This window comes from Sinomicrobium endophyticum (assembly GCF_052983315.1).
Genome location: NZ_JBRKIS010000022.1, coordinates 110,616 through 130,672, shown reverse-complemented (window position 1 = coordinate 130,672; position 20,057 = coordinate 110,616). Strand labels below are relative to the sequence as shown.

Genomic DNA, 20,057 nt, shown 5'->3' with positions numbered 1-20,057 from the left:
AGATTATAATTGATCTTTGATTTTTAAAAGAACTGTTTTTATGTTCTCTAATTTACGAATAATCTCAAAATTAGAAAGCGTTTTGTGTTTTTCTTCCTTTAAATGAATTTTTGCGCCTTCCAGTGTGAATCCCCGTTCTTTGACCAGGTGATAAATGAGTTGCAGATTTTTAATGTCTTCCGGGGTGAATTTTCGATTGCCTTTGGCATTCTTTTTGGGTTGCAGTACATCGAATTCTTTTTCCCAAAAGCGAATAAGAGAAGTGTTGACCTGGAAAGCACGGGCCACTTCTCCAATACTGTAATAACGTTTTTCAGGAAGCTGTATATACATAGTACCGAAACGAGTTATATAATAAATCGGCCGAATTTACGGAATCCCGGGATCCCAAAAGTGCCGGCCGTTAATCTAGAGACTGGTTTTCCTGGGAAGCAACGTGCAGCAATTCTTCGTATTCTGCAGGAGTTAAACTTCCGTAATAGAAATTAATAGGATCTATCCTTTGTCCGTCCTTAAAAACTTCGTAGTGCAGATGAGGGGCTTCCGATCGTCCCGTACTGCCGACATATCCTATAAGGTCGCCTCTTTTTACCTTTTGTCCTTTTCTTACATTGTATTTACTGAGGTGGGCGTAAAGGCTTTCATAACCAAAACCGTGTTCTATACGGATGTGGTTGCCATACCCTGCCGCCCTGTTGTCCGATCTTTTTACCACACCGTCTCCCGTAGCGTATACAGGAGTGCCTCTGGTTGCAGAAAAGTCCATGCCCCAGTGCATTTTTCTGGCTTTGGTAAAGGGGTCCGTACGCCATCCGAAACCGGATGCCATACGTTTCAGGTCCTTATTATTTACCGGTTGTATAGCCGGAATTGTAGCCAGTAGTTTTTCTTTGTTTTCTGCAAGCTTGGTTATTTCGTCCAGGGACTTGGATTGTACCACCATTTGTTTTTGCAGTATTTCCAACCTCCTTGTGGTATTCATAACTATCTTGGAATTGTCAAATCCCTCCAGGGCCTGGTACCTGTTTACCCCTCCGAATCCCGCTCTTCGCTGTTCTTCGGGGATAGGACTGGCTTCAAAGTAGAGGCGGTAAATGTTATTGTCTCTGTCCTCGATATTTGTCAGTACCTTTTCCATTTGCTCCATCTTTTTGTTCAGTATTTCAAACTGGAGCTCGTATTGTTTCAGTTCCCTGGTAGTTGACAGTTCTTTAGGGGTGTTTACCAAGCCGGTATTCAGCAGGGTAAAAAGACCTATCATACCAAATAAGAACGCCGCCAGGAGGAAGACGAGAAAATTCCTGATTTTCTTCCCCTTTTTTGCTTCGATTTTTCTGTAAGAAAGTGTCTCCTGGTCGTAATAATATTTTACCTTCGACATAAATTAAAATATTCTATTTTTGCCCTGAATATACGGACCGGCATGCCGGGAAACTCCTTTTTGTTCAGGGTTATATATCTACGTAACGGACAAATATAGAAATTGTTTTTGAGTTACCGCAATTTTTAGAAAAGGTTAAGAGACTGTCTGAGATTTCCGAAAGAGGGAAAACTTCCCGGAAACAGGTAAAAAGATATTTTCTGCTACCTTTACGGCCCGTAAACAAAACAGTATAATCCCGATAATTATCGGGACCAAAAGGAAAATGATGACATCACAAGAAATAAGGAAACGTTTTTTAGAGTTTTTTGTAGAAAAACAGCATACGATCGTACCATCGGCCCCTATGGTCATAAAGGACGATCCTACCCTTATGTTTACCAATGCGGGAATGAACCAGTTCAAGGAGTATTTCCTGGGGAACAAAAAACCTGTGGCACTGCGGGTTACGGATTCTCAAAAATGTCTCCGGGTAAGTGGTAAACACAACGATCTGGAAGAAGTAGGGAAAGATACCTATCATCATACCATGTTTGAAATGCTGGGAAACTGGAGTTTCGGCGATTATTTTAAAAAAGAGGCCATTGCATGGGCCTGGGAATTGCTTACCGAAGAGTTTAAAATAGATAAAGACCGGTTATACGTAACCTATTTTGAAGGATCTTCCGACGATGGTCTGTCGGAAGACGGGGAGGCTTACAATTTATGGGCCGGTATTGTACCTGAAGAAAGGATTATACCCGGAAATAAAAAGGATAATTTCTGGGAAATGGGAGATCAGGGGCCTTGCGGACCCTGTTCGGAGATTCATATCGATATTCGTAATGAAAAAGAGAGAGCCGGAATTTCCGGAAGGGAACTGGTAAATAAAGACCACCCGCAGGTTGTGGAAATATGGAACCTTGTATTTATGGAATTTAACCGTAAGGCGGATGGTTCTCTTGAAAAGCTGCCTGCAAGGCATGTGGATACGGGTATGGGATTCGAACGCCTGTGTATGGTGTTGCAGGGAGTACAGAGCAACTACGATACCGATGCGTTTACCCCGCTGATCCGGGAGATAGAAGCCATAACCAATTCCAGCTACGGCAAAGGAGAAGAAACCGATATAGCTATCCGGGTTATTGCCGATCATGTACGGGCAGTGGCTTTTGCCATTGCAGACGGACAGTTGCCCGGTAATACCGGTGCCGGTTATGTAATACGAAGGATTTTGAGACGGGCCATCCGTTACGGATTTACATTCCTGAATCAGAAAGAACCTTTCATATACAAGCTGGTAGATACGCTTAGCAACCAGATGCACCAGGCATTTCCGGAGATAAAATCTCAGAAGAACCTTGTGGTCAATGTTATAAAAGAAGAAGAGCAGTCCTTTTTAAGAACACTCGATCAGGGACTTGTTTTACTGGACACTATTATTTCTAATGCCAAAGACAAACATATTTCCGGTGCCAAGGCTTTTGAGCTTTACGACACCTACGGTTTTCCCATAGATCTCACCGCACTTATACTCAGTGAAAAAGGCTACAGCCTGGACGAAGAAGGGTTTGAAAAAGAACTGCAAAAACAAAAAGAACGTTCCAGGGCCGCGACATCAGTGACTACGGGAGACTGGGTAGTACTTGCCGAAGACGATGAAGAAGAATTTGTCGGTTATGATACGCTGGACGCCCGGGTAAAGATTACCCGTTACAGGGAAGTGAGCAGCAAAAAGGACGGAGAAATATACCAGGTGGTGTTTAACCTCACACCTTTCTACCCCGAAGGTGGGGGGCAGGTAGGCGACAAAGGATATATAGAATCGACCGATGGCGATGTCTCCTATATTATAGACACCAAAAAAGAAAATAACCTTATCATACATTTTACCAAAAGTCTGCCACGTAATATAGAGGGTTCCTTTAGAGCAGTGGTCGATAAGAACCAGAGAAGAAGAACTGCTGCCAACCATTCTGCTACGCACCTGCTTCACCAGGCATTGCGAAAAGTACTTGGAGATCATGTGGAGCAAAAGGGATCTATGGTGCACAATGACCATCTCCGGTTCGATTTCTCTCACTTCAGTAAAGTAAGCCCCGAAGAGTTACTGGCCGTGGAGGATTTTGTGAATGCCAGGATAAGAGAGCAGCTTTCCCTGGAAGAAAAGAGGAATGTGCCTTTTCCTCAGGCTATAGAAGAAGGAGCAATGGCACTTTTCGGTGAAAAATACGGGGATACCGTAAGAACCATTCGTTTCGGGGAAAGTATGGAACTGTGCGGAGGTACGCATGTGCGGAATACCGCAGACATATGGCATTTTATCATTACCGGCGAAAGTGCTGTGGCGGCAGGTATACGCCGTATAGAAGCCATAACACTGGATGCCGCCAAAGAATATTTTACATCACAGACCGATACTTTCAGGGAAGTAAAAGCAGTGCTGAAAAATGCCAAAAACCCGGTAAAAGCTATCGTTTCCCTGCAGGAAGAGAACAATTCTCTGAAAAAGCAAGTGGAATCCCTTTTAAAAGCCAAAGCCAAAAATCTGAAAGGGGAACTGATAGGCAGCCTGGAAGAAGTAAACGGAGTCCGTTTTCTGGCTACCCGCGTAGACCTGGACCCGACTGCGGTTAAGGACCTGGCTTTTGATATGGGGAGGGAACATAAGAACCTCTTTGTGCTTTTTGCAGCCGAACAGGAAGGCAAAGCCTTATTAACATGCTATATATCCAAAGAACTTGCAGAAGAAAGGTCTCTTAATGCCGGACAAGTGGTCCGGGATCTGGGAAAACTTATACAAGGCGGCGGTGGCGGACAGGCTTTCTTCGCAACGGCCGGGGGTAAGAATCCTGGGGGTATACCGCAAGCCCTGGAAAAGGCCCGGGAGTATGTAAAATAACTTTGCGTCTCTGCGAGAATACTGCTATATTGCTTCTCGCAAAGACGCAGAGGCGCAAAGAATGTGTTTGTGTTCTCGTGCTCAATAGGGTTAACCCATAAATGGAATGTAGAATGACAGAAAACGAAATATCAAGAATAATAGTAGGCATCTGTTATAAAATACATACCCAATTAGGGCCCGGGCTATAGGAGTCCGTGTATGAAATTATATTGTATTTTGAATTAAAGGAAAAAGGGCTTAATGTGGAAAGGCAAATACCATTACCTGTGATCTGGAAAGAACGGAAAATGGAAATTGGGTTCAGAGCCGACCTCATTGTGGAACGTAAAGTGATCATAGAAATAAAATCTGTAGAACAAATAGTTCAGGTTCATCCGAAACAAGTGTTAACTTATTTGAGGATCACAGGGTTAAAACTGGGATTATTGGTTAATTTTAATGAACCCTTGATCAAAACCGGCATTACCCGAATAGTGAACAACCTATAACTATAATCTTCTTTGCGCCTCTGCGTCTTTGCGAGAAATCACACAGACCTTTTCATAGAGGCGTAGAAAAGTACGTATCATTAATATTATAAGTTTGTAATCAAACCCGAGCCCGAATATTTCCAACATTGAAACTCCAGACGCAAATACCCGTATCACCCGGAAATAACCGTATCAGTTATGATTCACGGCTGTTGCTGCTCGGTTCGTGTTTTGTAGAGAACATGGGGAGCAAGCTGGACTATTATAAATTTCCCTGCCTGCAAAACCCGCTCGGTATACTGTTTCATCCGGCTGCAATCGAAAATTTCACTGCAAAAGTCAGGGACGGGGAAAAATATACGGCAGATGCCGTTTTTGAACATAACGGACGCTGGCATTGCTTTGATGCCCATTCGGATAGGAGTGATGTCTCTTCGGAAAGTGTGCTGTCAGGTATTAACCGGGCCATAGACGATACAAGAGAATACCTGGAAAGTGCCACCCATGCGATCGTTACTTTAGGTACAGCCTGGGGATATCGGTTTAACGATACGGGGAAACTCGTGGCGAATTGCCATAAAGTACCGCAGCACAGATTTACCAAAGAGTTGGCCCCGGTAGAAGAAGTAGAGAAAAATATTGTCCGTATCCGGGAAAATATCCGTGCTGTCAATCCGGATATACATTTTATTTTCACTATTTCTCCGGTAAGGCATTTAAAAGACGGTTTTGTGGAAAACCAGCGCAGCAAGGCACATCTCATTACCGCCTTGCATCGTGTGGCCGAAGAAGGCACCTATTTTCCTTCTTATGAGATCATGATGGATGAACTCAGGGATTACCGGTTTTATGCCGAAGACATGTTACACCCCAGCCAGACAGCTATAGAATATATCTGGGAGAAGTTTACATCTTCACGTATATCTCCCGAAGCAATTCCGGTAATGAAAGAGGTAGATAGTATTCAAAGAGGGTTGGCTCATAAACCTTTTGCACCGGAATCGGAAGAGCATCAGAAATTTTTAAAAAGCCTGCGAGGGAAAATATCCGGCGTGCAGGCCAAAGTTCCTCATATCCGGTTTGAATGAATCAGGGAGTTTTTTGAGTTAAAAACCTCTGTTTTTGCTTCGGTCTAAAAGTTCAGCCATTGTTTTTTATCTCCCGTGCCGAAGATTCGTTTTCAATATAGAGGACAGTCTCTAAGAAAAAATTATTGTCATAATTACAAAGTTTTTTCCGATTTGTTTAATACACAGTATCGGATGGTTAATTATAAAGGCAAATTCTCCCTTTTTATTCTCTTAGCTTACAATTTGTTTATATCTGTAGCCTTTTTGTGTGTTTTAAATTTCGAAAATATATTAAAACTTATTTTTGTATTTGATTTTGTAGTTGTTTTTGTGTATTGTGTTTTTAAAATGAAAGTTAAAGATAATATTTGCATTGTAATTAGAAACTAAAACAACAGAGTTATGTGTGGAATATTAGCAGTCATAAACGGAGCATATACGGATGAGGGTACCGGTATAGAAAGAAAACCTGCGCTGGATGCCGTGCTGATAAAAGAAATGTCGAAGAGAATGGGGCACAGGGGGCCGGATGAAAGTGATCTGCACCTTACGGAAAACGGACATGTACTCAGCCACGAAAGGCTTTCTATTATAGACCTTCATACGGGAAAACAACCTATACAGGGAACCGATAGTGCCTGGATGGTACACAACGGCGAAATATACAACCACAAAGCGCTGAGAGAAAACGAACTTAAAGGGCATACCTTCAGAACGACTTCCGATTCTGAAGTGATCGTACATCTCTATGAAGAGTACGGTTACGATTTCTGTAACAAACTTGATGGTGTTTTTGCCTTTGTGGTTATCGACGGGGATGATTTTATAGCTGGCAGAGACCCGATAGGTGTAAAACCGTTGTATTACGGTACGGATGCGGAAGGACGCATGTATTTCTCTTCCGAAATGAAAGTTATAGCCGATCAGTGTGTGGAATTTTCAACATTTCCTCCGGGACATTTTTACACTCCCAAAACAGGCTTTGTACGCTATTTCACGCCGAAATGGTTTGATTTTGAAACTGCTACCGAAGATCTGGATCTCGACAAACTGAGAGAGAGCCTTATTGCAGCTACGAAAAAACGTTTGATGAGTGACGTGCCGCTCGGGGTATTGCTCTCCGGAGGGCTGGATTCGTCCCTGACCTCTTCCATAGCCTGCAGGTTATTGGAGGGAACGGGGCAAAAACTGCACTCTTTTTCCATAGGACTTGATGCGGATGCTCCCGACCTTATTGCTGCCCGTAAAGTAGCCGATTACCTGGGGACGGAACATCACGAAATATATTTTACCATAGAAGAAGGAGTCAAAATACTGGAAAAACTGGTATGGCACCTGGAAACTTACGACGTTACCTCCATACGTGCATCTACTCCCATGTATTTTATGAGTAAGGCCATTACGGATATGGGTGTAAAAGTAGTGCTGAGCGGGGAAGGTGCCGATGAGATATTCGGAGGGTATCTTTATTTCGGGAATGCTCCTTCTGCCCAGGAATTCCAGAAAGAAACCATAGACAGGGTGCAGAAACTTTCTACAGCAGACTGTCTGCGTGCCGATAAGAGTACTATGGCTCACGGACTGGAAGCGAGGGTGCCGTTCCTGGACAAATCTTTCCTGCAGACTGCAATGGAAATAATGCCGGAGTTTAAACAACCCAAAACTTATGGCGGTGTGGAGAAATATATCCTGCGAAAAGCTTTTGATACGCCGGAACGCCCTTTCCTGCCGGATGAAGTATTGTGGAGGCAAAAAGAACAATTTTCCGATGGTGTGGGATACAACTGGATCGATACGCTTATAGCACACTGTGCTTCCAGGGTAACCGATGCGGAACTGGCATCAGCTTCCGAAAAATTCCCTATCAACACACCTACCACTAAAGAAGCGTATTTTTACCGGGAGATTTTTCATAAGCACTTCCCCCAGGAAAGCGCAGCCAGAACGGTGAAGAAATGGATACCGAAATGGCAGGAAAACACCGATCCGAGTGGCCGGGCCAACGCTGCACACGTCAAAGCAGATGTCTCTATTGCCGTAGAGAAAGCCAAAGCCGCATTATAAGAAGAATAAACCAGCCAGACATATAGGAATTGCCCGGAAAGAGAGATCTTTCCGGGCAATTTATTTTAAACAGTATGACTCAGAACTACTAACAAAAAAACGGCACCTTCATATGTCTTTATAAAGCAGGTATTTTCCCCGTACTTTACGGAATGCCTGCAACCCTTTTTGCCAGCTTGCGCGGATTTCATCTTCCGCAGTTCCCGCTTCAATTTGCTGTCGGAGTGTTTGGGTCCCGGCGAGTTTTACAAAGAAATCCGTAAAGAAACTGCCTTTGTTTTCCGTACTGTTATATGCCCGGATAAGCCATTTAAGTTCGATCCGGTTTAGTTTTTTGCTTTCCGAAAGGTCTTCTCCATAGCACATTTTTCCATTGTATTTAGGGCTTTTCGAACCGAAATTGGGCTTGGGGGTAAAACGGAACGTATAATCCTTTTGCGAAAGATAAGGGGAGCCGTATACCTGGAATTGTTTGTCTGTTCCACGACCTTCACTTACATTGGTACCTTCAAACAGGCAGGTGCTCGGATATAGATTGATAGCCCTGGCATTTGGTAAGTTCGGAGAAGGTTTTACCGGTAACTCATAAGGCATATCTTTGGTGTAATTGGCGCAGGAAATTACCTGGATAGGGCATTCTACGCCATTGGCAAGCCATTTTTCTCCGTTGATCATAAGTGCATACTCCCCTATGGTCATGCCGTGTGCAATGGGAATGGGGTGCATGCCTACGAAACTTTTGTATTTGGAGTCCAGAACAGGGCCGTCTACAAAATGTCCGTTGGGGTTCGGGCGGTCCAGTACAATAACCGTTTTCCCTGCCTCGGCACATGCTTCCATTACATAGTGAAGCGTGGATATGTACGTATAAAAACGCACCCCCACATCCTGAAGATCAAAGACAAGGATGTCGATATCTTTTAGCAGCTCCTGCTGAGGTTTTTTGTTGTTGCCGTAAAGAGAAATGACAGGTAACCCCGTTTTCGGGTCTTTACCGTCCTTTACCACTTCCCCGGCATCTGCAGTACCCCGGAAACCGTGTTCGGGAGCGAATACTTTTTGTATGTTTATATCCAGTTTCAGCAGGCTGTCCACCAGGTGACTGTATTCCGTTTTCTCCTCATTGGCGGAAATAATACTGGTGGGATTGGCTACAATACCTACGCGTTTGTTTTGCAGAAGCGGTAAATATACTTCGGTCCGGTCGGCACCTGTTTCTATTCTTGTTTTTGCGGGTGGTGTTTGTTCGGGAGCATCCGCGCTTTCTGCCGGCCTGGATGAGGCACGGTTACCACATGCGGTTATCAGGAAAAAGAAAAGGAATATCCCGATACTGGTCGATATCGGTTTGCAGTTTAAGGGGGCTATTCGGAACCAAAACGGGTTTTTATTGGTCCGGCCTGTAGCCTTCCTGTGTGCTTTTTTTGCCATACTACCTGTTGGAGGGTAAGAACCCTTCCTCACAATTTCGTGGCAGAACCGTAATAAAAATGTATTTTTGGGGTTTGTAAACCAAAAAGGGCCGTTGAATTTAGAGTTTTTCATAGCGAAACGCATTATTAAGTCCAAAGATTATAAAAGTAGTGTATCGGCGCCAATTATAAAAATCGCCATCGCTGCCATTGCCATAGGACTTATTATGATGCTGGTGGCCATAGCTACCGGTATAGGCTTGCAGCACAAGATCCGGGAAAAAATAGCGGCATTTAACGGGCATATACAAATCCATAATTACGATAACAATGAATCGGAAGTTTCCGTATATCCTGTATCCGTTGAGCAGGAGTTTTATCCGGAGTTCCGGAGTATAGACGGTATAACCCACATTCAGGCAGTGGCCGCCAAGGCCGGGATCATACGGCTGGAAGATACTTTTGAAGGGATTATAGCCAAGGGAGCGGGTAAAGATTATGACTGGAAGTACTTCCGGGAATATCTGGTTAAAGGAAAATTACCCGATTATAGTGGCAAGCTGAATAACGAAGTACTTATTTCCGGATATCTTGCGGACAGGCTTCAACTGGATGTTGACGATACGTTCTATGCTTTCTTTCTGAAAGATAACGCGAGCACGGTGCCCAATCAGCGAATATTTAAGATCACCGGTATTTACGACAGCGGTTTTCAGGAATTCGATGCCAAGTACGTGTTTGTGGATATACGTCATATACAACGAATGAACGGATGGTCTGAAGATGAAGTAGGGAATTTTGAAGTGTTTATAGCTGATTTTGACGATCTGGAAGAAAAAGGAAATGAAGTATACGGAAAAACCCTGTCCACATTGGATTCCGCAACTATACTGGATCAATATCCCTCTATTTTCGAATGGCTCGGATTGTTTGATTTTAATATAGCTATAATTATAGGGATACTTATCATCGTAGGTGGATTTAACATGATAACTGCCCTGCTCGTTCTCATACTGGAACGTACCCAGATGATCGGTATACTGAAAGCGTTGGGCAGTGATGACTGGACGATCCGGAAAATATTCCTTTACAACGCAGGTTACCTGATCGCTATAGGTATTTTCTGGGGGAATGTCATAGGTCTGGGGCTTTTACTACTGCAGAAATATTTTGGCTTTATAGTCCTGGATCCCGAAACATATTACGTTACCGAAGTTCCGGTATACATCAGCCCGGCATATATTATATTGCTCAACCTGGGAACCCTTCTTCTTTGTCTGACCATGTTGCTGATACCTTCCTATATTATTACAAAAATAATGCCCGCCAGGGCTATGCGGTTCGATTGAGATTTTTCCCCTGAGTGGGTTTGCGGTGTTCCGGACTTGTTTTTTTCTTCCGTAGTGCTGTTGTGCAACTCAGGAAAGTTTTCGGACGGGTACAAAATAGCTCATTTTCGCTTCAATGAAAAAGTTTAAATAAGTCTCATATCTAAAATGATGGTACACACCATAATGTTGGGTGCCATATGGTACATATCCTTCGTTAAAATCATTAAATTTACTGCACTATAACTCAAAAAACGTTTGTAATGGCAGTTCGAAAAACTATTTTAAATACTGCGGTACTGTTAACTTTTTTTACAGTTCACGCCCAGAACATATCCCGCCAGGAGAAAAAAATTATGGAAACCATAACGAAAAACCTGGAAGAACAGATACGGTTCACGGAAGAAGTAGTCAATATAAACAGCGGTACCATGAACCATTCCGGGGTTCGTAAAGTAGGCGATATTTTCGGAAAAGCATTTCAGGACCTGGGGTTTGATACCAGGTGGATAGATATGCCGGAAGAAATGGACCGGGCCGGTCATCTTTTCGCGGAAACTTCCGGAGAAAAGGGGAAAAAGTTATTGCTCATAGGACATATAGACACTGTTTTTGAAGAGGACAGTCCTTTTCAGAAAATGAAGAAGGTCAACGACAGCATATCGCATGGCCCGGGGGTGAATGATATGAAAGGTGGAGATGTTATTATCTTATACGCCCTGAAAGCACTTCGGGAAAACGGCTTATTAAAAAATAACCAGGTTATCGTTGCCCTTATGGGAGATGAAGAATTTACCGGAAAACCGCTTTCGGTAAGCAGAAAGGACCTGATTGAGGCTGCCCAAAGAAGTGATGTAGCTCTCGGATTCGAACCTTCCGGAAGTTTGGGTGAAGCTACGATGGCCAGGAGGGGATCTTCCGGCTGGAAAGTAGAAGTGACCGGCAAACAGGCACATTCGGCAGATATCTTTAGTGAAGATGTGGGAGCAGGGGCTATCTTTGAAATGTCACGTATCCTTAATGCTTTTTACAACGAAGTCAGAGGGGACAAATACCTGACTTTTAATCCTGGCGCCATACTGGGTGGAACTGATGTTACCTATGATGAAGCAAGGAGTAAGGGAAATGCGTTCGGAAAATCCAATGTTGTGGCCAGGAAAGCAGTTGCAGATGGCGGGCTTCGTTTTATTTCCGAAGAACAAAAGGAGAACGCCCGGGAAAAAATGCGTGAAATAGTAAGCCGGAACCTGCCACAGACCAGTGCGGAAATCACCTTTATAGACAGCTACCCGGCCATGGAACCTACCGAAGGTAACCGGAGACTTCTGGAGAAACTGAGCGAGGTTAGTACAGACCTGGGGTTAGGCCCGGTAGAAGCTGTGGATCCGCTGGAAAAGGGAGCGGCCGATGTATCTTTCGTAGCCGAATATGTAGATTGCCTGGACAGTCTCGGAGCGATGGGCGAAGGAGCACATTCTCCGGAAGAAACCATTAACTTTAATACACTGGAAGCATTGACACAACGGGCAGCTATTCTTATCTATCGTTTGCTTAACGAATGAAAAAAACTCCCCCGATAAACAATTAACCCCGCAGAAACAGTAATCAGTTAAATACACTGAACTCGTTTTAGAAGGTGATATTCCAATGCGAATACAAAAGTTTTTTGTACTATTTTTATGTATAAAAAGAGAAATATTTTTTGCAACTGTAGGAATTAAGGTCTAATTTTAGGGAGAAATCAGCCGGAAAAATATATCCTTGCTTTAAGTTACTATTGCAGTAGAATACCCTATGAACCCATTTGGGGTTTTCAATAGCGAAAACTTTTTCAGGTTTAAGACTCCGGTCATCAAATGTCCCGTTCATGCAACAGAAATTACGCCTATTCTCCAATTCTTTTTTTCATGATGTTTTTATTATTACACTATATTATTTGTCCGGTGTCTCTTCTTCCCGTTTATCCGGATTGCTATTCGTTTTTTGTCTTTGTTTTTCCGCAGTAACCCTTGGCCAGGAAGAAACTGTCATAGAGGATTATTCCGATTACAAACGTGGTTTCCAGTTCAAGGCACTGGTAGTAGGCAGATATGTGGTTTCCATGGAGGAGGATATAAATACATCCGGTCTGCACTTTTCCGATCCGGAGGCCAATGTAGTGACCAATTCTTTTGAGATGCAATATGTACGGATGCAGACCAATTTTAATATCAACGATAAAATAAGCGCATCCCTTTTGGTAAACCTGGCAGAGTTTAAAAGTGATCCTACTTCAAAAGTTCTCGAAAATGCCTTTGTGAAATATGCACATAATACGTACCTGAATATTCAACTGGGACAATTCCGGCCTTATTTCGGAATAGAGGATCTGCACCCGTTTCAGTTGAATAACTCGTATAAATGGTCCGAGCAATACACTCTTTTCGGTCGTAACGGGTGGCAAAGTTTTCAGGTAGGGGCGGCCGTTTTCGGATCTTTGGAAGAAAAACACGTACCTCTGTACTATTACCTTACGGTTTATAACGGTAATAACAGGAACCAGCCGGCAGACAATGACAGTTCCAAAAATTATACGCTTCGCCTGGAATACAATATAATACCAGAACTGTCCATAGGGATCAACGGGGGAATGGCCAGGTATGACAAACAACAAGGTTCTGCTTATGGTGCAGATGCAAGGTTGCGTTATAACCTTACGGATAAATGGGATTTTGACATGAACGTGGAATATAAAAGAGGAACTAATTTTGAAGATTATCGCAGCACAACCATAGAAGATCCGGATCTCGGAGATTTTAACATGTATGGTGTTTATGCCCTTTCCAGGCTGCGTTATTCGTTGAATAAACCCAGAATAAGAGCCTTGGAGTTCAGTTTCCGGCATGAGTACCTGGACAGCAATACGCTGATAAAACAGAATTCCAGGTATTCCTACATCCCCATGGCCAGTATAATTTTTTCCGGGATCTATGCAGCCAAGTTTTCCATTGTTGGCGTTATTAATCATTTCGACAGAAATATTCCGGATACTACCAATTATGACAACAACCAGTTCATAGCACAGTTTCAGGTTGCTTTCTAAACTATATATTATGAAAACAGAGGTAAATTATAAAATGTTGGCTGTTTCTGCAGTAGTAGGAATAGTACTTTGGTTTATTCCCGTACCCGAGGGGCTCAAGGAAAATGCCTGGCACCTGTTCAGTATATTTGTCTTTGTAATTATGGGGATCATCACCAAAGCGGCACCTATGGGCACCATGGCTATGCTGGGTATCGCCCTGAGTGCCTTTTCCCTGGTACTTGCTCCCGAGGATTCGACCAGTCCGGCCAAAGACAGTATAATAAATGCGTTGAGTGGTTTCGGAAATTCTATAATATGGCTTATAGGTATGGCTTTTTTTATTGCCCGCGGATTCATTAAGACCGGATTGGGGAGCAGGATCGCGTATTTCTTTGTTCGGCAATTCGGGAAAAGCACCCTTGGGTTATCCTATGGTCTTAACCTGGCCGATCTTATATTAGCCCCTGCCGTTCCCAGTAATACGGCACGGTCCGGCGGAATTATCTATCCTATTATGAAATCCATAGCTTTAAGCCTTGGGTCCGATGCATCCAGACCGGAAACCAATAAAAAGGCAGGTACTTTTTTAACGTTAAGTACCTATAATGCCAACCTTATTACTTCTACTATGTTCCTTACGGGGACAGCGAGTAATCCCATGGCACAGAAATTCGCTGCCGACCTCGGTATAAATATCTCCTGGGGAAGCTGGGCCGTTGCTGCACTGGTACCGGGATTGTTATGCCTTATTGCAATGCCTTATGTATTGTACAAGATAAGTCCTCCCGGTCTTAAAAATACCGGGGATGCCCCGGAGTTGGCAAGGCAGAAGCTCTTGGAAATGGGGAAGATGAAGCGTGAAGAATGGATTATGATCCTGGCCTTTGTCATTCTCCTGTTCCTTTGGATATTCGGGGATGCAGTGAGTATAGACGCTACCACAACGGCCCTGCTCGGTCTGTGTTTTCTGTTGTTGACCCGGGTGCTTACCTGGGAAGATGTCAAGAGTGAAAAGGGAGCCTGGGATACTATTGTTTGGTTCTCCTCTTTGGTTATGATGGCCAGTTTTCTGGCAAAACTGGGTTTTATCCCCTGGCTTTCCGAAAACATTAAGGGATATATCTCCGGAATGTCGTGGTATTACGCTTTTCCTATCATTATATTGATCTATTTTTATCTGCATTATATGTTTGCAAGTGCCACGGCTCATGTTGCCGCACTGTATTACGCCATGTTGTCCGTTGGAGTAGCGGTGGGTGTCCCTCCGGAAATGCTCGCCCTGTTTCTCGGTTTTTGCGGAGGTATCTTCGGAACACTTACGCATTACGGTCATGGCCCGGCTCCCATACTTTACGGCAGCGGTTATGTAACGGTAAATCAGTGGTGGAAAGATGGCTTTCTGTTGAGTATCGTCTATCTTCTCATATTTTTTGTACTTGGCGGTTTATGGTGGAAAGTTCTCGGATTATGGTAAGAACCGGCACTGTTTTTAAGATTTAACATTTTTTTTACATTTAAACCCGTAACAATTTCTTTCCTGCAGAGTCTAATGAACATGTAATCAGAAAATATTCATACATTTTTATTGGATAATGTATACTTTTATAGGTACATTGTCAAAGACTAATCAGCTTACCCGACATGATAGAGATCAAAGATTTACATAAATCCTACCGGATGGGAAGCAATTCCCTCCACGTTTTAAAAGGACTTAATTTATCCATAAAAGAAGGCGAGCTCGTAGCCATAATGGGGTCATCCGGTTCCGGGAAATCTACTTTTCTGAATATCCTCGGAATGCTCGATGAAGCCGACTCCGGACAGTATGTGCTGGATGGTGTACCTATTAAGGACCTCAACGAAACCAAAGCAGCCAAATACAGGAATAAATTTCTCGGCTTTATTTTTCAATCCTTTAACCTTATAAATTACAAGACCGCCATTGAAAACGTGTCGCTCCCGTTGTATTACCAGAAGGTCAACAGGAAAGAAAGGCAGGAAAAAGCGATCAAATATCTCGAAAAAGTAGGGCTGAAACAATGGGCAGATCACCTTCCCAGCGAACTTTCGGGGGGGCAAAAACAACGTGTGGCCATTGCCAGGGCATTGGCGGCGGAACCTAAGGTATTGCTGGCAGATGAACTTACCGGTGCTTTGGACAGTAAGACTTCCTGTGAGATCATGGAGTTGGTCCAGGAGATCAACGATGAAGGGAAGACCATACTGGTAGTGACCCACGAGCCCGATATAGCCAAAATGTGTAAACGAATCATACACCTTAAAGACGGGGTTATCGTGGAAGACACCTTTGTAGAACAAGTAAGGGCTTCGGAATATGTTCAGTAGGGACCGCTGGCAGGAAATATTCCAGACCATAAGAAAAAACAAGCTCCGGACTTTTCTTTCCGGGTTTACGATAGCACTTGGTATTCTCATATTTACCGTGCTCTTCGGAATGGGGAACGGCCTTAAGAATACATTCAACGAATTTTTTATGGATGATGCTACCAATACTTTTTATATATATCCCGGGCGTACGACCGTACCATACAAAGGATTTAAGAAAGGTAGACAGGTGGAGTTCCGGAACGATGACCTGAAAGACATTAAAAAGGATTTTGCCCTTTACCTGGACCATATTACGCCCAGGATCAGCAAGAGCAGTATTGCCCGGTATAAGGGGGAGTCTAATTCCTATACCGTAAGGGCCGTGGCCCCTTCCCATAGAATTATGGAAAAAACCATTATAATGAAAGGTCGCTATATTAATGAGAAGGATATAGCAGACCAGGCCAAGAATATTGTCATAGGACGCCTTGTGGAGATTGACCTGTTCGGAAAATCAGAAAATGCGGTTGGCAAGTTCCTGGAGGTGGGCGGTGTGATGTACAAGGTTGTAGGAGTCTTTCAGGATGATGGCGGTGACGATGAAGAGAGGTATATTTATATGCCTTACACTACACGTCAGCTTCTCGACAAGGGAACCGACAAAATTGACCAGATCATTCTTACCTATGAAACGAGTATAGGATATGCGGGAGCCATGGCGTTCGACCTTAGCCTGCACAAATATCTTAAAGAAAAACACAATGTAGCTCCTGAGGATCAGAATGGCATTTACCTGAGCAATACGGCCGATATCGTGAAACGGAATATGATGTTTGCCAATGTATTGCAGTGGGTGGTGATCTTTGTTGGTATTGGTACACTCATAGCCGGAGTTATCGGTATAAGCAATATTATGGTATTCGTAGTCAAGGAACGTACCAAGGAAATTGGTATACGGAAGGCGCTCGGAGCAACACCCGCTTCCGTGATAGGTCTGGTGCTGCAGGAATCTATCTTTATTACCACTATTGCCGGTTATATTGGTCTCGTTATAGGTGTAGGTACATTAAGTCTGATAGGGAACAATTTAAAAGAAGACTATTTTATTACCAATCCGCAGGTGGGTATGGATGTGGTGATCACCGCTACCCTGATCCTGATATTTTTCGGGGTAATAGCCGGTTATATCCCGGCAAAAAGAGCCGCTAGCGTAAAACCCATAGTAGCTTTGAGGGATGAATAAGGATATTCCGGAAAGTGCCGGGTAGACAAAGTATTAGAAAAGTAAACAAAAGAATACCATAAACAACATGCGATTTATTTTTGACAGGGATACATGGCAGGAAATTTTCGGTTCGATCCGGAAAAATAAAATCCGTACGATAATTACTGTCATCGGGGTACTTTGGGGTATTTTCGTTTATATAGCATTGTCCGGGGCCACTAAAGGGCTGGATAATGGTTTCGAACGGGAATTCCAGGGTATAGCCAACAACAGTATGTTTGTCTGGTCACAACGCGCCAGCATGCCCTACGAAGGGTTTAAGATAGGAAGGCCTGTACAGCTTAAGCTCGACGATGTCGAGGAACTTCGCAATAAATTACCCGATATACAGTTTATTGCCCCAAGAAACGTAAAGGGACGTTTCGGAGATGCCCCTCCGCAGGTTTCCCGCGGAATGAAGACAGGAGCCTATACCGCGTTTGCAGATTATCCGACCATAGACAAGATATTCAAAAAAAAGATATATGAAGGAGGTCGTTTCCTGAATGAAATGGATGTGCAAAAAGAGAGAAGGGTGTGTGTCATAGGCGAGAGGGTGCAGAACGATCTGTTTAATAAGGACGAAGATCCCGTAGGGGGGTATATAAAACTGAACAATATAAGTTTCCAGGTCATCGGAGTATACAAGAAGTCTGAAAACATAGATTTCGAGAGAGACAATTCCCTGATGCTCCCCTATACCACCTACCGGAAAATATTCAATACCGGCGATAATGTAGGTTTGCTGGCCATAGCAGCCTATGATGAATCTGATATCGTAGCCCTTGAAAAAGATGTAAAACGCATGTTGAAAAGAAGGCATAAAGTACACCCGGAAGATGAAAGAGCGTTCGGTTCATTTAACCTGGGAGAAGCTTTTGCAAAAATGTTTGGGTTTGCCAAGGGCCTGAATTTTTTATCCCTTTTCGTGGGGCTTGCAACCATTATAGCCGGGGTGATCGCCATTGGAAATATATTGCTTATTTCCGTAAAAGAACGAACCCGCGAACTAGGAGTAAGAAGGGCTTTGGGAGCTACGCCGGGTGAAGTGAGAGGGCAGATATTGCTGGAATCCGTTTTTCTGACGATCGTAGCAGGTATACTTGGTATTATATTAGGGGCTTTTGTACTGGCTATAATCAATGTGATGACTCAAGGGAGTAGCGGGTTTCCTTATACCAATCCCACGGTGCCCATACCTTATATTTTTGTGGCCCTTTTTATAATGGTAGTATTGGGTACCCTTATTGGGTTAATACCGGCACAAAGAGCGGTAAGCATAAAACCAATCGATGCCCTGAGGGAGGAATAGGCTCTGCCTATTCCTGTAAAGACGTACAGCTGTACGTCTCCATATAAAGGATAAAAGCGCTATAAAAATTAATAAGAACCATAACATCTCAAAAGAGAAAAACAATTAAATAATCAATAGTAAGCATAGATGAAAATTTTAAAGTACATAGGAATAGGTGTTCTGATCATAGGAGCATTGTTTGCGGCGGCATACTTTATAAAGTCTAACAGCAAATCGCCTATAACGTTTGGAACCGAAACGCCCTTTAAAACCAGTATTGAAGAAAAATCGGTAGCCACAGGTAAAGTGATACCCCAGGATGAAGTTGCTATAAAACCGCAGATATCCGGTATTATCGGTGAAATATTAGTAGAAGAAGGCGATGAGCTGCAGGCCGGCGACCTTATAGCAAAGATCAAGGTAGTGCCAAATGAACAGACACTGAATACGGCAAGGGGAAGAGTGAGCAATGCCAGGATATCCCTGAATAATGCCAGGATAGAATATGACAGGAATAAGACTATTTTTGAAAAAGGGGTAATCTCTTCCCAGGAGTTTAACAATATAGCGCTGACCTACGACCAGGCAAAACAGGAGCTGGCCAATGCCGAAAGCGACCTCCAGATCATAAAGCTCGGTTCCGCCGGAGGGTCTACCAGTGCCAATACCAATGTAAAGGCAACTATAGCGGGGACCGTGCTGGAAATACCTGTGAAAATAGGAGACCAGGTGATAGAAAGTAACAATTTCAACGATGGTACTACAATCGCCAATATAGCGGACCTCTCCAAAATGATATTCGAAGGTATGGTAGATGAGGCAGAAGTAGGGAAACTTGAAGTGGGTTCGTCACTTAAAATCAACTTCGGGGCAATACCGGACAAAGAATTCGAAGGCAAACTGAAATTCGTAGCCCCGAAATGGAATGAGGAAGAAGAGACAACCTCCGGAGTGGTACAGTTCAAGATAGAGGCCGATGTGTTTATGGAAGAAGGGTACTTTATCCGGGCAGGGTACAGCGCCAATGCATCTCTTGTGCTGGATAAGAAAGATGACGTACTGGCCATAAAAGAAGCGTTGTTACAGTTTGACAGGGAAACAGAACAACCTTATGTGGAAGTGGAAGTAGGAGAACAGAAGTTCGAAAGAAGGGATGTGGAAACGGGGATATCGGACGGACTTAATATAGAGGTTATTTCCGGTTTGTCCGAAAATGACAAGATAAAAGTGTGGAATAAGACCGAACCTGTAAAGAAAGAGTCGGCAAATGAATAGGAGAAACAAGCCTTTTTTGGAGATAGACCCGGTTTCATAGCATTAATAGGTAAAACGGAGGAAAAGATTTCTAAAAATAATGTAAATTCGTGCCGCTTGTCATTCGGTAAAAGAAATATACCCCCGGTTTTTAGATCCTGTACCCGGTAAATATAGGGTCTGACCTTTTCGGAAAAGGCCTGGATATAACATATGGGCGCCGTTTGGCAGGTGCCTCGACAAA

Annotated in this window: 15 protein-coding genes; 12 read left to right on the top strand and 3 right to left on the bottom strand. The window is 43.4% G+C overall.

Going from position 1 to position 20,057, the window contains the following annotated elements; translation table 11 throughout:
- Positions 1 to 3: 3 nt before the first annotated feature.
- Both ACVBDU_RS07665 and ACVBDU_RS07660 read right to left on the bottom strand, forming a co-directional pair.
- Positions 4 to 333: a MerR family transcriptional regulator gene (locus ACVBDU_RS07665; protein ID WP_123217897.1), complete on the bottom strand. Its 330-nt coding sequence runs from the start codon at positions 331 to 333 to the stop codon at positions 4 to 6.
- A 70-nt stretch (positions 334 to 403) separates the two neighbouring features.
- A complete protein-coding gene (locus ACVBDU_RS07660) occupies positions 404 to 1,381 on the bottom strand; it encodes a M23 family metallopeptidase (RefSeq protein ID WP_447179174.1) in 978 nt (325 codons plus the stop codon).
- A gap of 268 nt (positions 1,382 to 1,649) precedes the next feature.
- On the opposite strand from ACVBDU_RS07660, the gene alaS reads away from it, so the two are divergent.
- From alaS to asnB, 4 genes are all read left to right on the top strand, one after another.
- Positions 1,650 to 4,262: an alanine--tRNA ligase gene (alaS, locus tag ACVBDU_RS07655; protein WP_447179277.1), complete on the top strand. Its 2,613-nt coding sequence runs from the start codon at positions 1,650 to 1,652 to the stop codon at positions 4,260 to 4,262.
- 197 nt (positions 4,263 to 4,459) lie between these two features.
- A complete protein-coding gene (locus tag ACVBDU_RS07650; RefSeq protein WP_447179173.1) occupies positions 4,460 to 4,753 on the top strand; it encodes a GxxExxY protein in 294 nt (97 codons plus the stop codon).
- 128 nt (positions 4,754 to 4,881) lie between these two features.
- The gene (locus ACVBDU_RS07645) at positions 4,882 to 5,823 is read left to right on the top strand and encodes a GSCFA domain-containing protein (RefSeq protein ID WP_447179172.1); all 942 of its coding nucleotides are present in this window, start codon (positions 4,882 to 4,884) and stop codon (positions 5,821 to 5,823) included.
- A gap of 384 nt (positions 5,824 to 6,207) precedes the next feature.
- Complete coding sequence (gene asnB / locus ACVBDU_RS07640; RefSeq protein ID WP_447179171.1) at positions 6,208 to 7,869, top strand: asparagine synthase B; 1,662 nt, start codon at positions 6,208 to 6,210, stop codon at positions 7,867 to 7,869.
- 108 nt (positions 7,870 to 7,977) lie between these two features.
- On the opposite strand, the gene ACVBDU_RS07635 is transcribed toward asnB, so the two are convergent.
- Positions 7,978 to 9,300 carry an exo-beta-N-acetylmuramidase NamZ family protein gene (locus tag ACVBDU_RS07635; protein WP_447179170.1) on the bottom strand — a complete coding sequence of 441 codons (1,323 nt, stop codon included), beginning with the start codon at positions 9,298 to 9,300 and terminating at the stop codon, positions 7,978 to 7,980.
- 94 nt (positions 9,301 to 9,394) lie between these two features.
- Between ACVBDU_RS07635 and ACVBDU_RS07630 the strand changes: the two genes are divergently transcribed.
- The 8 genes from ACVBDU_RS07630 to ACVBDU_RS07595 all read left to right on the top strand — a co-directional run bounded on the left by ACVBDU_RS07630 (position 9,395) and on the right by ACVBDU_RS07595 (position 19,834).
- Positions 9,395 to 10,630 (top strand): ABC transporter permease, encoded by a 1,236-nt coding sequence (locus ACVBDU_RS07630; RefSeq protein WP_447179169.1) that lies wholly within the window; start codon positions 9,395 to 9,397, stop codon positions 10,628 to 10,630.
- Between the two features lie 242 nt (positions 10,631 to 10,872).
- A complete protein-coding gene (locus ACVBDU_RS07625) occupies positions 10,873 to 12,171 on the top strand; it encodes a M20/M25/M40 family metallo-hydrolase (RefSeq protein ID WP_447179168.1) in 1,299 nt (432 codons plus the stop codon).
- A gap of 305 nt (positions 12,172 to 12,476) precedes the next feature.
- Positions 12,477 to 13,691: a porin gene (locus ACVBDU_RS07620; RefSeq protein ID WP_447179167.1), complete on the top strand. Its 1,215-nt coding sequence runs from the start codon at positions 12,477 to 12,479 to the stop codon at positions 13,689 to 13,691.
- Between the two features lie 10 nt (positions 13,692 to 13,701).
- Positions 13,702 to 15,147: an anion permease gene (locus ACVBDU_RS07615; protein WP_447179166.1), complete on the top strand. Its 1,446-nt coding sequence runs from the start codon at positions 13,702 to 13,704 to the stop codon at positions 15,145 to 15,147.
- Positions 15,148 to 15,314: 167 nt separating this feature from the next.
- Entirely contained in the window at positions 15,315 to 16,019 is a 705-nt protein-coding gene (locus ACVBDU_RS07610) for an ABC transporter ATP-binding protein (protein WP_447179165.1), read from the top strand.
- The gene (locus tag ACVBDU_RS07605) at positions 16,009 to 17,244 is read left to right on the top strand and encodes an ABC transporter permease (RefSeq protein WP_447179164.1); all 1,236 of its coding nucleotides are present in this window, start codon (positions 16,009 to 16,011) and stop codon (positions 17,242 to 17,244) included. Before ACVBDU_RS07610 ends, ACVBDU_RS07605 begins: the two co-directional genes overlap by 11 nt.
- Positions 17,245 to 17,311: 67 nt before the next feature.
- Positions 17,312 to 18,577: an ABC transporter permease gene (locus ACVBDU_RS07600; protein ID WP_447179163.1), complete on the top strand. Its 1,266-nt coding sequence runs from the start codon at positions 17,312 to 17,314 to the stop codon at positions 18,575 to 18,577.
- 129 nt (positions 18,578 to 18,706) lie between these two features.
- Entirely contained in the window at positions 18,707 to 19,834 is a 1,128-nt protein-coding gene (locus ACVBDU_RS07595) for an efflux RND transporter periplasmic adaptor subunit (RefSeq protein ID WP_447179162.1), read from the top strand.
- Positions 19,835 to 20,057: the final 223 nt, after the last annotated feature.